Consider the following 15,716-nt stretch of genomic DNA (forward strand, 5'->3'; position numbering starts at 1 on the left):
CGGCCAAAAACCCGTTTTAATTCCTATTAAGGGAAGAAATCCTTTTTGCCAATTTTTCATTCATCGCCATCCGCTCCGAAAAACCTTCCACGGTCATTTTCCAGACCGAATGAAGCTGGGAAGAACTTTTATTAAGACGATTCCATTCTCGGAAAATATCGGTAGGATAAGTTAAAGCATATAAAAAGGCCAGGTCTGACTGATACCTTTGCAATTGCGGCACATCCCACAGCTCGGTGGCCGCATCTTCCAAATGATGCGATATTCGATTTGCATATTGTAAATAATCAATGCACCTCGGGGCATTTGCCATTAAGTCAAAATCGATTAAAGTCAAAGTGCCGTCCGCTCTGCGCAAGAAATTATGGTGGGCACAATCACCATGAATGATTACTTTCTTTTCCTTATTCCATAAAGACTGATTTTTATCAAACCCCTCTAGCGCCCACTCACCCCATCTAATCCATTCCTTGATAATATCTTCGGAAACATATTGGCGAACATAAGAAAAGTTCTTTTTAAAAAGTGATAAACGTTCTTTCCACTTTTTTGATTGATTGAACACAGGCGCGTTAATGGAGAGATGTTCCGACACATCATGGAAGCTTTCCAGTAACTTAATTCCCTCTAAACGGTCCTTATGATTGGAATATCTGAATTTTTTCTTACTCGGCGGAAAATAGTCCATACTCCCATACCATTTCCCTTTAAATTCAAAGGGCATTAAATTCTGATGAATATAATACGTTTGATGAAAACCCTTTTGTTTTAACAAAGAAGTCAATTCTCTTTGCCGATCCCACTTTTCAAAGCTGTCGAATCCTTTAAGGATCATTGAATGACCCTTTTCAAAAGTTATTAAATAGACACTGCTTTGAATATGGTGGACATTCCTTGGCTTACGATTTAAATAAGAGAGGAGACGAGTGTTAAATACACTGTCTCCTTGATAATTAGTAGTCATCGCTTTCATCTACATATGTCGGTATCCCAAATGTTTCAGGCGCACGAACGCCCCCGAATTGGCCTGGCTGGCCACCCATTTGTCCAGGTAACATAGCTTCAGGTTGCCCCCCTAGCTGACCGAGCATCATTTCCGGCTGACCACCAAATTGTCTAGGCATCATTCCCGGCTGGCCTCCATTTTGACGGCCCATCCACGGCAGACCTCCGTTTTGACCGCCCATCATACCTGGCTGGCCTCCATTTTGGCCGCCCATCATCATACCTGGTAGGCCTCCGTTTTGACCGCCCATCATCATACCTGGTAGGCCTCCGTTTTGACCGCCCATCATCATACCTGGTAGGCCTCCGTTTTGACCGCCCATCATCATGCCCGGCTGGCCTCCGTTTTGACCGCCCATCATCATGCCTGGCTGGCCTCCGTTTTGACCACCCATCATCATGCCTGGCTGGCCTCCGTTTTGACCGCCCATCATCATGCCTGGCTGACCTCCGTTTTGGCCGCCCATCATCCACGGCTGACCTCCGTTTTGACCGCCCATCATCCACGGCTGGCCTCCATTTTGGCCGCCCATCATCATGTCCGGCTGGCCTCCGTTTTGGCCGCCCATCATCATGTCCGGCTGGCCTCCGTTTTGACCGCCCATCATCATGTCTGGCTGGCCTCCGTTTTGGCCGCCCATCATCATGTCCGGCTGGCCTCCGTTTTGGCCGCCCATCATCATGTCTGGCTGGCCTCCGTTTTGACCGCCCATCATGTCTGGCTGGCCTCCGTTTTGACCGCCTATCATCATGTCTGGCTGGCCTCCGTTTTGACCGCCTATCATCATGTCTGGCTGGCCTCCGTTTTGACCGCCCATCATCATGTCTGGCTGGCCTCCGTTTTGACCGCCCATCATCATGTCTGGCTGGCCTCCGTTTTGACCGCCCATCATCATGCCCGGTTGGCCTCCGTTTTGACCGCCCATCGTCATGAATCCTTCATATTGGTGAGCCGATTCTACTGACTCTTCTTCATATTGTTGCATCTCTTTCTCCATTTGAGATGCATTAGGTGACATCCCTTGGTATGGGGCCTGATGCTGTTGCTGGTGCTGGTGCTGCTGTGACTGAACGGATTGATATTGGTGATAATCTGGATGGTGATGTGCATCGGCATCCATTTTTTGGTTTCCTTGATACTGCCCCTTCACTTCCGGCCCATAAGTTCCAAGTAACCCCTTATTACAGCCGCAATCTTCCTCTTCCTCACCGGCAGCCTGGTTATACTGCTGAGGAAAGTTATAGTTATTGTTGTTGTATGAAGATGGCGATTCGCCTGGTGACTCATAATCTTGCTGCATATATGAACCTGCTACTTGAGCTTGTTGATTCATCCCTCCATAGTAATGGTGCGGAACCGGTGCGGAGGCTTGATATGGATATTGTTGCTGGCTTGGTATATTCATGCTCGCCCCTTGGACGAATCCTTGATCCATCATGTACATGTCAGAAGATTCTCCCCAAACATCAGAGCTCTCTTCCATCATTTGATAACCATGTACTTCCGGAGCCGCCTGATATCCTGGAACTCCTTGATATGGGGCTTGCATATGCATCTGCGCCCACGGTGGCGGCTGAATGCAATAACCGCTTCCGGGCAAAATTGGTGTTACTGGAATACAATCATCCACCGGCTCACTGTATTCCTGAGCTGGCTGTACAGCTGGCTTTTTCTTCTTCTTTTTAGTGACTGCCGGCTCTTCTTTTTTCTTTGGTAAAGGTGGTGGTGCAGGAGGCTTTTGCACACTCATATTGGTCATGTTGACCATATAATAATTATTGATATCGATTTCCGGAATCACCGGCATTGGCACCGGAACTTCTTTTGGAACGATTTTTTGCTTTTCTTTAATGATCGGCTTTGGCTGAATGATCTGCTGCTCTTTCTTGACTGGTTGTTCCTTCACTGGTTGTTGAACGATTGGTTGCTCTTTTATCGGCTGTTGATATTTCGGCTGCTCTTTAACCGGCTGTTGAAACATCGGCTGCTCTTTTATCGGCTGCTGAAATTTCGGCTGTTCTTTTACCGGCTGCTGAAATTTCGGCTGTTCTTTTACCGGCTGTTGAAACATCGGCTGTTCTTTTACCGGCTGCTGAAATTTCGGCTGTTCTTTTACCGGCTGTTGAAACATCGGCTGTTCTTTTACCGGCTGCTGAAATTTCGGCTGTTCTTTTACCGGCTGTTGAAACATCGGCTGTTCTTTTACAGCCGGTTTTTGCATAATTTGCTGCTCTTTTATAGGCGCTGGCTGAGCCTGGTACGGTTGAATTTGGGATTCTTTAATTCCCGGTTGAATATTCACGTTTGATTTAGCCGTTTCTTTTATTACAGCTCCGGATGTCCCTGGTATTTTAATTTTCATTCCGGGCATCATCATGTCCGGGTTGCTCAATTGTGCGTTAACTTTTTTAAGTTCTTCAAAACTGACGCCGTATTTTTTGGCGAGTTTCCAAAGTGTATCGCCTTTTTGGACTATATGAATTTTCACGCTGTTAACCCCTCCTGTGCATATGTCCATATATTCTATGAAGCAGTGGGTGAATTGCTATTATTTTTATCATGAAAACTTATGCGTGAAAAATGACATTTATGATTGGATCAATGATTTAGGAAAATGGAAGGTACTTTTTTGGAGAGGAAATAAATGATATGACATCTTCTAAAAGGAATGCCATTCTTAAAAAGTATTTAATTGCGACCATTGCCTTCATTCTAAAAAAAGGAAGCAATGGTTTTTAAGTTTGAAGCTATCCTGTTATGAAACACTTCTTTCAAGCTTCTGTCTAAACTCAGGGAAATCCGGGTATAAGAAAGTAAATGACCTAAGGCTTTGTCTTCAGGTACTTATCTTACATCCCTGGGGGGAATAATAATGAAATGGAAAGGTAGACAGGGCAGCTCGAACGTCGAGGACAGAAGAGGCATGAGCGGAAAAGGCATGGCCGGAATCGGCGGAGGGGTCGGATTGGTAATTGTCTTGATCGTGACGCTCCTTGGCGGTAATCCTAGCGAATTGCTAGGCAGTTTGAATTCTACTGAATCGAACAATGGCAGCACTTATGTCGAGACTGATGAAGAGAAGGAACTTGCGCAGTTCGTATCTGTCGTCCTTGCAGAAACGGAGCAGGTCTGGACAGAAGAATTCCGAAAAAATGGACTGGAATATAAAGAACCAAACCTTGTCCTGTATTCAGGCAGTGTCGAATCGGCATGCGGAATGGCAGCTTCTTCGGTAGGGCCATTTTATTGTCCGGGTGACAAGAAACTATATATTGATCTCAGCTTTTATCAAGAGTTGAAGCAAGAGTTCCAGGCACCCGGTGATTTCGCCATGGCCTATGTTATTGCCCACGAAGTCGGACATCACGTTCAGACAATTTTAGGGATAACGGAAAAGGAAATGCCCGATCGTTCACAGGTCAGCGAGACCGAATATAATAGGTATTCTGTCCGTCTTGAACTTCAGGCCGATTATTTGGCTGGAGTTTGGGCACATCATGTCCAAGGAGAGAATTTACTTGAAAAAGGCGATCTTGAGGAGGCCTTGAATGCAGCAAGTGGTGTGGGGGATGACCGTATCCAAGAAAAGGCACAGGGTTACGTGGTTCCGGACAGCTTCACGCACGGTACATCCGAACAGAGAAAACGGTGGTTCAATAAAGGATTTAAATCCGGTGATATGAATGAAGGCAATACTTTTAAAGCGAGTAACCTTTAAAAGTTCTTACCTGTTTTGATTACAATAAGAGAAAAGGGGGTCTTATCCCCCTTCAGATTGTAGACCAATTCGAAGAAAAACGAGTTTGTCTACTAAAAATTGCAGTTGATTTCAGAAATCCGCTCCCTTTCCGCCGACTGTCTGCCAAGCCTCCTCGACGCAAGCCTCCTCGACGCAAGCGTCTGTGGGGTCTAGGCTAGCCAGCTATTCGGCAGGAGTGTCGCAAATTTCTTCAACCCTGTGAGTTTCAGCTAAAAACAGTAAAAATACATGAGGATAACTCGGTATTGTTTTAAAATCATGGCAATAATCCCTTGATAAAATCGTAATAGGGATTCGGGATAAGACCATTCCAATCCCCATTAGGTGGACAAACTCAAAGGGGTATTGCCCCTATTTCCTTATGATCCAAAGTCTTTTTAAAATGCACAACTCAAACGCGTTCCAGCATTCTGTTTAAAGCTAGGATGGCATTATCCGCAATGTTCTTCTCCACTTTGATCGGATTGATGATTATACCTTCTTCAATTGATTCAAGCGCCCACAGCAGGTGAGGCAGATCAATTCGATTCATCGTAAGACATGGACACATATTCGGATTTAACGAGATGATGTTCTTGTCAGGATTATTGGCGATAAGTCGCTTGACAAGGTTCATTTCCGTTCCGATTGCCCAGGAACTACCTGGTTCGGCTCTTTCGATCATATTGATGATGTACGATGTCGAACCCGCATAATCTGACAGTGCGACTACCTCACGGCGGCATTCGGGATGAACGATGATATTCATTTCAGGCTGCTCCGCTCTAAGCGTTTCAATATTCGCAATGGTGAAATTTTCATGGACTGAACAATGGCCTTTCCATAGAAGTACTTTCAGGTCTTCGAGTTCCCCTTCATAAATCAATTCATCCTTATGCGGATCCCAGACAGCCATTTCATTCAATGGGATTCCAAGGTCAAAGGCTGTATTCCTTCCAAGATGCTGATCGGGAAGAAAAAGGATCCTTTCTTTTTGCGAGAGGGCCCAGGAGACCATCCCCTGTGCATTGGAAGAAGTCACCGTCGCCCCGCCATTTTTCCCAACAAAAGCTTTGATGGCCGCGGTGGAATTAACATAAGTTAGCGGAAGGATCGTATCGCCAAATAAATCCTGAAGCTTTGTCCACGCCCGTTCCGTTTGTTCAATATCCGCCATATCCGCCATAGAACAGCCTGCACGCATGTCAGGAAGGATAACCGTCTGCCCTTCTTCCGTCAAAATATCGGCTGTTTCAGCCATGAAATGCACACCGCAAAACACGATATAATCCGCTTCGCGATTTTGCGCGGAAAGCTGAGCCAATTGAAGTGAATCCCCCGTTGAATCCGAAAATTGAATGACTTCCTCCCGTTGATAATGATGGCCTGGGATATATAGACGGTTCCCCAGTCGTTTCTTGATGTCATGGACCCGATTCTCCATCTCTTCCTTTGTCATCGTTTTATACTTTTCAGGCAATGTATTTCCTGCTGTTTTAGCCATCTCCAATATGTTCATTTCAATATCCCCTCACGTTCTTTGACCTTTGCGCTAATATCAAGTGACCTGACACTGTGCGTCAAGCTGCCCAACGAAATATAATCTACCCCAGTTTCCCGATATGAAGCTAGATTGTCTAAATGGATCCCTCCAGAGGCTTCAGTTATGATGTGGGCGGGAACCAATTTTATCAGTTGCTTGATTTCTTCGGGGCTCCGGTTATCGAACATGATGATATCTGCACCGGCTGCCACTGCCTCAAGCACCTGTTGTGGTGATTCCGTTTCCACTTCCACTTTAGTGGTATGTCCCAGTTTGGATTTTACCGTTTGAACCGCTTTCGTTATGGACCCAGCGAAAGAAATATGGTTGTCCTTTATCATGACTGCATCATACAGACCATTTCTGTGATTGTATGCCCCGCCGGAACGGACCGCATATTTTTCAAGCATCCGCAGGCCTGGTGTTGTTTTCCTCGTATCACAAGCTCTCGTCTTCGTCCCCGCTAAAATCATGGCAGCTTTATGAGCCTGTGTCGCAATGCCGGACATACGCTGCACTAAATTCAAAACGACCCGTTCCCCTTTTAAAAGAGAGGCCATATCGCCGGTCATTCTTGCAAGCTGCTGCCCTTCTTCAAAGACTTCGCCATCTTGAACAAAAACGAAAACCTCGATTTGCTCATCCAACAATGCAAATCCCGTCTTGATGACGTCCCCTCCACTAAAGACCCCGCCTTCTTTTGCGATGAATGTCAAAGTTCCTTGTTCACCTTGATCAAAAATCGTATCACTCGTTACATCGCATTCCCCTATATCTTCCATTAAAAATTGTTGCAGCATCTGCTTAAGCTTCAATATATTCATATAGTCGTCTCCCTTTCAATCGGTTTTTCACATCCGTGCAAGCAAGGATAACCGAATTTTCAAGCCATTGGGCGTCATCTTCGTTTGGATAGTCACTACGGAAATGACCGCCCCTGCTTTCCGTCCTGGTCAATGCGGATTCGGCAATCAGCCACGCCACTATCATGGCATTGGTTTTCGTTATTTCTTCTATCGATAATTCCGTTACTTCCAAATGCAGCAATTTTTCGATATTAAATGTCTCAAGATAATCCTTCAGTCGAGTTAATCCCGCTTCATTTCGAACGATTCCCGCTTCGTTCATTAATTTTTCCTGCAATGTCTTGAGATCAGGTAAAAAGGAAACTGGACTGGAACTCTTGGACTGCTCTTTTTCTTCCGGTATCGCCCTTGCCGGCACTTTAGCAAGGAAACGGCCAAGTGCATTTCCAAAAACCAGCCCTTCGAGAAGGGAGTTGCTTGCCAATCGGTTTGCACCATGTACACCCGTGCACGCTACTTCACCTACAGCAAACAAAGAAGGAACTGAGGTCTGCCCGAATTCATCCACTTCAATTCCCCCCATTAGAAAATGGTTTCCAGGTGCAACGGGGATTTTCCCTGATTGAAGGTCCAGCCCGCTTTTTTCACATAATGAGCTCACTGTCGGAAAACGATTCTTAAAATCCTTAATCATCGAAATATCCAAAAATACCTTTTCACCGCGCTGCAAATAAGAAAAAATCGTTTGTGCCACAATATGCCTTGGAGCTAGATCTTTCAAGCTATGGACATCCTCCATGATCGGCCTTCCCATTTCCGTCACTAATCTCGCACCATCGCCCCGGACCGCTTCTGAAACCAGCCCTTGCGCTTTGCCATTTACAAAAAGCAGGGTCGGATGGAACTGTATGAATTCCATGTCACGAACTTTTGCACCGGCCTTGAATGCAAGTGCGATTCCATCACCTGAAACCGTTTGTGAATTTGAAGTGAAATGGTATAGTGAACCACAGCCGCCTGTTGCCAAAACCGTCTGTTCAGCATGATAGGTAACAAGATCCCCTGCCTTATCAAGTGTTTTGACCCCTATGCAGGAATCATCTTTCCCGATGATCAACTCCACTGCTGCAACATTCTCCATTACAGTAATCGATGATTTTTTCAAGCACCCTATAAGATGTTCCATGATGTACTTTCCTGTAGCATCTCCGTGACTATGGAGGATTCTTCGTTCACTGTGGGCACCCTCCATGCCAAGCAATAGAGTTCCGTCATGATCATGGTCAAATCGCATACCCGATTCTATTAACTCAGCTATAACCGAAGGTGCCTCTGCGACGAGTTTTTCCACTGCCTTCACTTTGTTATATCTCTGACCAGCCGCCAGCGTATCTTTTTTATGTAAGGATACTCTGTCACGATCAGATATTGCAGCAGCAATCCCGCCCTGAGCTAAATATGAATTGCCATGACGGATATTTGATTTTGTGATGAGTATCACATGCTTATGTTCACTTGCTTCCAATGCCGTTTTCAAAGCAGCAATCCCGCTGCCTATCACGATGATTTCCGCTTTTACCATTATTTCATTCCTCCTGTTTATGACAGGTGTCTTGACAACTATATTTACATATTATTAAACTATTATCAAGAGTTTTTTAAGATTAAAGGATGGAAGTGATTTCTTGATTTATTTGGATTATGCCGCTACAACTCCGATTGATGAGGAGGCTCTCGACGTATTCAGCCAAGCATCCCGGAAGTTTTTCGGGAATGCGAGCAGTTTGCATGATATTGGCTCTGAGGCGGCACGTTTATTGGATATGTCACGACAGCAACTCGCAGAAATGCTGAACATAAAAAAGGAAGGAATCATCTTTACGAGCGGCGGATCAGAAAGCAACATGCTTGCCCTAGATACATTCATCGCTTCGAAACCATCCTGGCAGAACCACTTGATCGTAAGCCGAACTGAACATGCATCTCTTGCCAATTTCGTGGCAAAGCTTGAACAAGATGGCTTCGAGGTTACTTATTTACGGCATTTGGAAGATGGCCGTGTTGATATTGAACATCTCCAGGAATGTATGTCGGAGAAAACATGTTTGGTCATTGTTCAGCATGTGAATTCGGAAATCGGGGTCATTCAACCCATTGAGCAAATAAGTGAAATCGTTGGTAAACACCAGGCTTTTTTTCATGTGGATTGCGTCCAATCATTTGCCAAATTACCGCTTGGCAAGATAGCTGCCTCATGTGATGGACTATCCGTTTCCAGCCATAAAGTTTATGGTCCAAAAGGGACTGGGGCCGTCATTTTCCCGGCCATCCACCAGTTGAAGGCTTCGGTACCGAATATCACACATGAGTATGGTTTCCGACCAGGAACAGTGGACGTCCCCGGAATAGCCTCCTTCGTAACCGCTGCTAAGAAATTGGGGGATGTCATGGAAGATGAACGAAAACGGATTTCCACACTTAGGATGCAATTGATCCAACAGCTAACGGAAAGGAAAATCGATTTTGAAATCATCGAAGCAAAAAACGAGCAATTGCCTCACATCCTGGCGCTGACCTTCGCTGGATTGCAAGGACAGTACATCATGCTGGAATTAAACCAGAAAGGATTCGCCGTTTCGACGGGAAGCGCCTGTCAAATCGGTAAACAGGATCCTTCAAAAACGATGATGGCCATTGGGAAAAGCGAAGATGAAGCCCATCAATTCGTCCGCTTTTCCTTTGGCAAAAACACGTCGGCCGACGACATTCACAAGTTGGCGGACTGCATCGAAGGAATAGCTGCCATTCGATAAAACCCTACAATCTGTGTTAGAATGTTTGTAATTAAAGAGGTGAATGTTTATGGAAAGAAAGAAATTACTCGGGGAAGAAAGACGGACGAAACTCTTACATTTATTGCAAACAAGCGCGGGGCCTGTAACAGGCAGCGAGCTTTCGCAGATAACGAATGTAAGCCGGCAGGTTATCGTTGGTGACATAACCCTCCTGAAAGCGCGGAATGAGCCTATCATTGCGACGAGCCAAGGCTATCTGTACTTACAAACGGGGAGCACGCAAAAGCCTGAACGGATCATTGCTTGCCAACACGATCCTTCCCGGACCCAAGAAGAGCTATATTTACTCGTGGATATCGGCATCACGGTGAAAGATGTCAAAATCGAGCATCCCGTATACGGCGACCTAACAGCTTCCATCATGGTCAGCAGCCGAAAGGAAGTCCAGCAATTCCTTTCAAGGGTAACGGCAACGAATGCATCGTTTTTATCGGAACTAACGAGCGGCATCCATCTCCATACACTGAGCGCATCATCTGAAGAACTGCTCGACGAAGCGGAGTGTGCTTTGAGGGATGCCGGCATTTTAGTCGATTGAATGAACGAAAAAACCTCAAAAGCCATATCTTTTGAGGTTTTTTTTATTGGCCTTATGTTCACTCATCATTGGAATTGCTTTCATTTGAGCTGCCATCCCCGGAGTTTTCATCTTCGTTACTTCTCAACTGCCCGATAAGACTAATGACGGAACCGACCGCCTGTACCCACCCTCCCATCACTTGGATTGATTCAGCATCAGATGGCTTCTCTTCCAAATAAGGATATTGATATTTTTGCAGTTCCTGCTCCTTATCTTGTTCTTCTTGCTCTTGATCCTTATCTTGGTCTTTTTCTAGAATGCTATTTTTAAGTTCGGCAATTCCACCTATCGCTTGCATCGAATTGCCAATCGCCTGTAACAAATTCCCCGTTGCATTGAAGGCCTGCTCCGGTTCATCCGGATTTTCGTATGCCCCCGCCAAAGCGGTGCCTCCGCCCAACGCTTGAATCAGATTACCTTTGATGATTAATTCCTGTTTCGTTATTTCATCAAAATCAATGACTAGGCCTAAGATAACGGTCGAATTCCCGATCGCCTGTATTATATTACCGAATTTATCCAGAGACCAGGTTTCTTCTGCGTCCGCCAATAAGGCATTTCCTGTTGCTTGAAGTTCATTTCCAATCAAATCCAAGTTCTTACGAAATTCTTCGTCCAAGACATTGGATGGTGTACCAGCAACAGCGGAAATGACGGTTCCTATCGCTTGAGTCCAAGAACCGAAAGTTTCTTTGAATTGACTATCCATCTCTGCTGACCACCACCCTCTCTCTGCTTTTTTGATTAAAAAGGTGTATCCACTGAATTAGTCATCAACTTATGTATTACCGTTCCTATTTCCACATGTGCCATATCGAGATTTACCTATTGTATTTGCTTTCATCACAATCGGTGTTTGTTTTTCATCCAGAATCATTCTGCCTATTTCTATATATTTCATAAAATGACAGCCAACCATTTTAGGAACTTGTACGCAAAGGGAATACAAACCTTTACGACAGCCTTCACAAAAAAATGCCCCGGAAATACTCCCGGGGCACCCTTTTTATTCTTGTATATAACTCAACTGAGGCTGTACCATTTATCATTTCAGAAAAAAATTTCACAATAGAAAAATCAGCGCTGCGGTACACCTGTTTGGACTTTAAAGCATGAATAGCTTCCCATGATCGATACCGTACATCCTAAGGCCTCAAGCTCGGAAATCGCTCCTGGGATTAGGACATCGTCAAGGGGCATTTCGATGTCGATGATGAAAAAGTAATTGCCCAATCCTGTTTTCATGGGTCTTGATTCAATCTTGGAAAGGTTAAGCTTCCTCCAGGAAAAAGCGGAAAGGACTTGGTGCAGCTGCCCTGAGTGGTCGGCAGGCAGCTGAATCATCAAGGTCGTTTTCTTGTCCCCTTCAACGGTCAAATGCCCTTCAAAGTCGACTTCACTGTTGGATACGACGACAAACTTGGTGTGATTATGTTCGTAATCGTGAATATTTTGTTTTGCAATCGTCAAACCGTATTCCTCTGCTGCCATATCATTTGCAATTGCAGCAATATTGATATCGGGATTCTCCATCACCATCTTCGCAGCGGCTGCTGTGGATGTGACATACTCATACGGAATGCCCCTTAGCTCATTATGTAGAAATTTGCGGCATTGAGCGATGGCATGGGAATGCGAATATACCATGTCAGGTTTGAAACCAGGATATGCATGGTCCGGATGCACCATATAATGCTGTTGGATTGGAATCGTCACTTCGCCTTTCATCGGCAATGTGACTTCATGGACTAAGTAATCCATCGTTATATTTACCGAACCCTCCAAAGCATTCTCGATCGGTACGAGCGCGTGATTCACTTCCCCGTCCCGAACAGCATCAAGGCAGTCCGGAATCGTGTTCATCGGTATTTTTATATCATTAGGAAATAGTCGCGATACAGCTAAATCCGTGAACGTTGCTTTTGGTCCAAGAAATGCAATTTTTGATGTCATATTATAAACTCCTTCTCACGGAAAATCTACTGTTTATGTTATGCCATTTTCTGATTTTTTACAATACTTAATCGTTAATTTCCTCTTACAAATGAAAACAGCCTGTAGACAAACCCGATAATAAATGAGTTTGTCTTCAGGCTGTTTTAGGTTTTTAAACTTTGACCGTTGATTTCCGCTCCAGGCACTCTTTCCGCGGGCGGTCCGGGAGCCTCCTCGGCGCATTTGCGCCTGCGGGGTCTCCCTTGGACTGCTTTTCCCGCAGGAGTCTCGTACCTTACGTTCCAATCAACTTTGTCTATTCAGCGAGATCAACTTGAAATGATTACTAGAGCCCGTTGGTCTTTAGGTTACGGTTTCCATGATAAATGCCTCACTTCTCTACGTTCGGCAAAAATTATGAGCACTCTTTTGCGGTGCTACTATCGTCCCCAACACAAATCCATTACAGTCTGCGCCGCAGGAAACGAATAGGCATACTGTTTTGTTTCTTCACCTTTCACATAGTAGCCACTCTCAGGATCAGTTGGAAAAGGTTTCAGAATCAGACCAATTCGAAACCTTTTGTCTACAAACTGACAGCCTGTACATGTGAAATGTACAGGCTGTTTTCATGCGCCGTTACCAATGATTTCGACTTTTTCGACGAACTCCATTTTACGCAGTTTAGTAAGCAGTTCATTAATATCCATCGTCATCCCACCCGTATTCAGGGATAGGGTGACATTTGCACGTCCCTGCAAAGGAATCGTTTGGTGGATGGTCATGATGTTGCAACCGGATGAGGCGACGAGCCGTAAAAGCTCCGATAGAGTACCAGAACGATCTTCAAGATAGAAGAACAGTGTAATCAGCTTTTCCTTAACAACTGTATGAAACGGAAAAACCGTGTCACGGTATTTGTAAAAAGCACTCCTGCTTAGGTCCACTCGCTGTACCGCTTCCCAAACTGATTCCGCTTTTCCCCGTTCAATCATTTCTTTTGCATCCAGCGTTTTTTTCATCGCTTCGGGAAGGACATCCTCTCGAACGAGGAAAAATTTCTGATCGGACTTATTCAAACTCCGCACGCCTCCTTTTGCCTGCCATCATGATCTCCAATCAATCAACAAATTCAAATTCATATTCAAGGATACGGACGATATCGCCATTTGTCGCACCTTTTTGGCGAAGGCCTTCGTCGACTCCGAATGAACGAAGCTGTCTGGCGAAACGACGTATGGACTCTTCACGGGTGAAGTCAGTCATTTTGAATAAACGCTCGATCTTGAATCCTGATACGGCAAAGCTGCCATCGGGTTCGCGTTCAATGTTAAATTCATCCGACTGTGATGTATGTTTATATAGAACCCGGTGGATTCCAGTATTCTCTTCTTCATGTTCAAGAGGGAACTCAGGTGTCTCTTCGATTTTATCAGCAATAGCATAAAGAAGCTCACGGATCCCTTCACGCGTCACGGCAGAAATCGGGAAGACAGGATAGTCTTCTTCCAGCTTTTCTTTGAAAGCCGCTAAGTTATCCTCTGAGTCCGGCATATCCATTTTACTTGCTACAATGATTTGCGGACGTTCAGTCAAGCGCAGGTTATACTCTTCCAACTCTTTATTGATTGTTTGGTAGTCTTCATATGGATCCCGGCCTTCAAGACCCGACATATCGATTACATGAACGATTACCCTCGTTCTTTCAATATGGCGCAGGAATTGATGTCCAAGGCCCACACCTTCTGAAGCGCCTTCGATCAGACCAGGTAAATCGGCCATGACGAAGCTGCGGTGATCTTCCGTTTCCACCATTCCGAGGTTCGGTACGATCGTCGTAAAATGGTATTCGGCAATTTTGGGCCTTGCTGCGGATACGACAGATAGCAAAGTGGATTTCCCTACACTTGGGAAACCAACCAAACCGACATCAGCCAACAGTTTCAATTCCATGACTATATCACGTTCTTGGCCCGGTTCGCCGTTCTCAGCGATTTCAGGTGCAGGGTTGGCTGGTGTGGCAAAACGGGAATTTCCCCGGCCTCCGCGGCCACCTTTGGCAATGACGGCGCGTTGTCCGTGCTCAACTAAATCAGCAATGACTTCCTTCGTTTTGTCATCAATGACAACGGTGCCAGGTGGAACCTTGATGACCATATCCTTTGCAGCCGCACCATGCATGTTTTTGGACATGCCATGTTCTCCGCGAGGTGCCTTAAAGTGACGTTGATAACGGAAATCCATTAATGTACGCAAGCCCTCTTCCACTTCAAAAACGACATTGGCTCCATTACCGCCATCTCCGCCGGCAGGTCCGCCTTTAGGTATGAATTTCTCACGACGATAAGCAACTATCCCGTTACCACCGTCTCCGCCTTTTACATAGACTTTCGTTTGATCGACAAACATGCTATCACTTCCTTGTTTTCTGCAAGTCATTTCTTGCTGTATACTTCTCTAAAAGTTAATATCCATCTTAAAAAATATTTCATCCTCATTACATTCAAGAATTTCAATTGCTTGCTCGGCCGTTAATGAACCTTCCAAAAACTCGATCACTGGGGATTGATCAATGAACCTGCCTTGCAAATGAAATGAACAGTGCATATCGCTCACTTCTTTTTTACACATGGAAACAGCCAGTATATTTTCAAAAAACGGATCGAGATTCTTATCGAGAATTTTAAAGAAATCGTTTGTCCAGCGATACATCAGACAGTCCATCTCAGTTGAACCTTCAAAAACATCAATGATTTCATATTCGCAATAAAATGATCCATTATTCCAATTCGACGTCAACAACATTTCGGTGAACTTAGGTAAATTCAAACTGGAGAGGCGTGCTTCATTCTGGGTTTCAACAATGATTTCATCAATGATGCCCTTGACACGATCAATTCTGTTCAACTCCAGATTCCCTTTGATGATTTGAATTTTATTCAGCCAGTCATGCCTGGTTTGACGCAGAGTTTCAATAGTCGTCCAATTTTTATCCATTATTAACACCTTCAATTATGATAAAGAAACTTTTTTTCAGCTCTATCATGTTGAATACTTCCATTTGTACAGTATATCAAAAAAATAACAAACAGGAAATGAAGCTCGATTCACATGCCTTCACATGAAAGCCCCCGTCCAAAAAATACAGCCGCACACCCTGAGTTCTTTGGACGATGGTAGAGCCATTTGAACTAAAAAAGAGAATGGGCCTTTTATGCACCAATTGGAGATATTATAGTTGAATTGGAGTGT

Annotated in this window: 12 protein-coding genes and 1 pseudogene; 3 read left to right on the top strand and 10 right to left on the bottom strand. The window is 44.8% G+C overall.

Features of this window, described 5'->3' with window-relative positions:
* Positions 1–16 precede the first annotated feature (16 nt).
* Both ABOA58_RS19160 and safA read right to left on the bottom strand, forming a co-directional pair.
* Positions 17–964, bottom strand: a complete 948-nt coding sequence (locus ABOA58_RS19160; RefSeq protein WP_350299601.1) for a phosphotransferase — start codon at positions 962–964, stop codon at positions 17–19.
* A gap of 2,385 nt (positions 965–3,349) precedes the next feature.
* Positions 3,350–3,494 (bottom strand): annotated as a pseudogene (gene safA / locus ABOA58_RS27775) (SafA/ExsA family spore coat assembly protein); the annotation flags it as partial.
* Positions 3,495–3,878: 384 nt separating this feature from the next.
* Here safA and ypfJ point away from each other — a divergent pair.
* Entirely contained in the window at positions 3,879–4,724 is an 846-nt protein-coding gene (gene ypfJ, locus ABOA58_RS19170) for a KPN_02809 family neutral zinc metallopeptidase (RefSeq protein ID WP_350299603.1), read from the top strand.
* Between the two features lie 433 nt (positions 4,725–5,157).
* Here the strand turns inward: ypfJ and nadA are convergent, their stop codons facing one another.
* The 3 genes from nadA to nadB are packed head-to-tail and all read right to left on the bottom strand — an operon-like array spanning position 5,158 to position 8,676.
* On the bottom strand, positions 5,158–6,264 hold the full coding sequence (gene nadA / locus ABOA58_RS19175) for a quinolinate synthase NadA (RefSeq protein ID WP_350299604.1): 1,107 nt from the start codon (positions 6,262–6,264) through the stop codon (positions 5,158–5,160).
* The gene (gene nadC / locus ABOA58_RS19180) at positions 6,261–7,112 is read right to left on the bottom strand and encodes a carboxylating nicotinate-nucleotide diphosphorylase (RefSeq protein ID WP_350299605.1); all 852 of its coding nucleotides are present in this window, start codon (positions 7,110–7,112) and stop codon (positions 6,261–6,263) included. The genes nadA and nadC overlap by 4 nt, the downstream gene beginning before the upstream one ends.
* On the bottom strand, positions 7,093–8,676 hold the full coding sequence (gene nadB / locus ABOA58_RS19185) for an L-aspartate oxidase (protein WP_350299606.1): 1,584 nt from the start codon (positions 8,674–8,676) through the stop codon (positions 7,093–7,095). The genes nadC and nadB overlap by 20 nt, the downstream gene beginning before the upstream one ends.
* A gap of 103 nt (positions 8,677–8,779) precedes the next feature.
* Here nadB and ABOA58_RS19190 point away from each other — a divergent pair, with 103 nt between their 5' ends.
* A complete protein-coding gene (locus ABOA58_RS19190) occupies positions 8,780–9,907 on the top strand; it encodes an IscS subfamily cysteine desulfurase (RefSeq protein ID WP_350299607.1) in 1,128 nt (375 codons plus the stop codon).
* A 49-nt stretch (positions 9,908–9,956) separates the two neighbouring features.
* On the top strand, positions 9,957–10,487 hold the full coding sequence (locus tag ABOA58_RS19195) for a transcription repressor NadR (RefSeq protein WP_350299608.1): 531 nt from the start codon (positions 9,957–9,959) through the stop codon (positions 10,485–10,487).
* A 58-nt stretch (positions 10,488–10,545) separates the two neighbouring features.
* Here ABOA58_RS19195 and ABOA58_RS19200 read toward each other — a convergent pair whose 3' ends face one another.
* The 5 genes from ABOA58_RS19200 to ABOA58_RS19220 form a co-directional block, all read right to left on the bottom strand.
* Positions 10,546–11,238 (bottom strand): DUF6944 family repetitive protein, encoded by a 693-nt coding sequence (locus ABOA58_RS19200; RefSeq protein WP_350299609.1) that lies wholly within the window; start codon positions 11,236–11,238, stop codon positions 10,546–10,548.
* Positions 11,239–11,606: 368 nt separating this feature from the next.
* Positions 11,607–12,482: a prephenate dehydratase gene (gene pheA, locus ABOA58_RS19205; RefSeq protein ID WP_350299610.1), complete on the bottom strand. Its 876-nt coding sequence runs from the start codon at positions 12,480–12,482 to the stop codon at positions 11,607–11,609.
* Positions 12,483–13,093: 611 nt separating this feature from the next.
* Positions 13,094–13,543, bottom strand: a complete 450-nt coding sequence (locus tag ABOA58_RS19210) for an ACT domain-containing protein (protein WP_034308837.1) — start codon at positions 13,541–13,543, stop codon at positions 13,094–13,096.
* Between the two features lie 40 nt (positions 13,544–13,583).
* The gene (gene obgE / locus ABOA58_RS19215) at positions 13,584–14,873 is read right to left on the bottom strand and encodes a GTPase ObgE (protein ID WP_048688961.1); all 1,290 of its coding nucleotides are present in this window, start codon (positions 14,871–14,873) and stop codon (positions 13,584–13,586) included.
* 48 nt (positions 14,874–14,921) lie between these two features.
* Positions 14,922–15,461, bottom strand: coding sequence for a Spo0B domain-containing protein (locus tag ABOA58_RS19220; protein WP_350299611.1), 540 nt, complete (start codon positions 15,459–15,461; stop codon positions 14,922–14,924).
* Between the last annotated feature and the right edge of the window lie 255 nt (positions 15,462–15,716).

Source organism: Peribacillus frigoritolerans, from assembly GCF_040250305.1.
Lineage (GTDB): Bacteria > Bacillota > Bacilli > Bacillales > DSM-1321 > Peribacillus.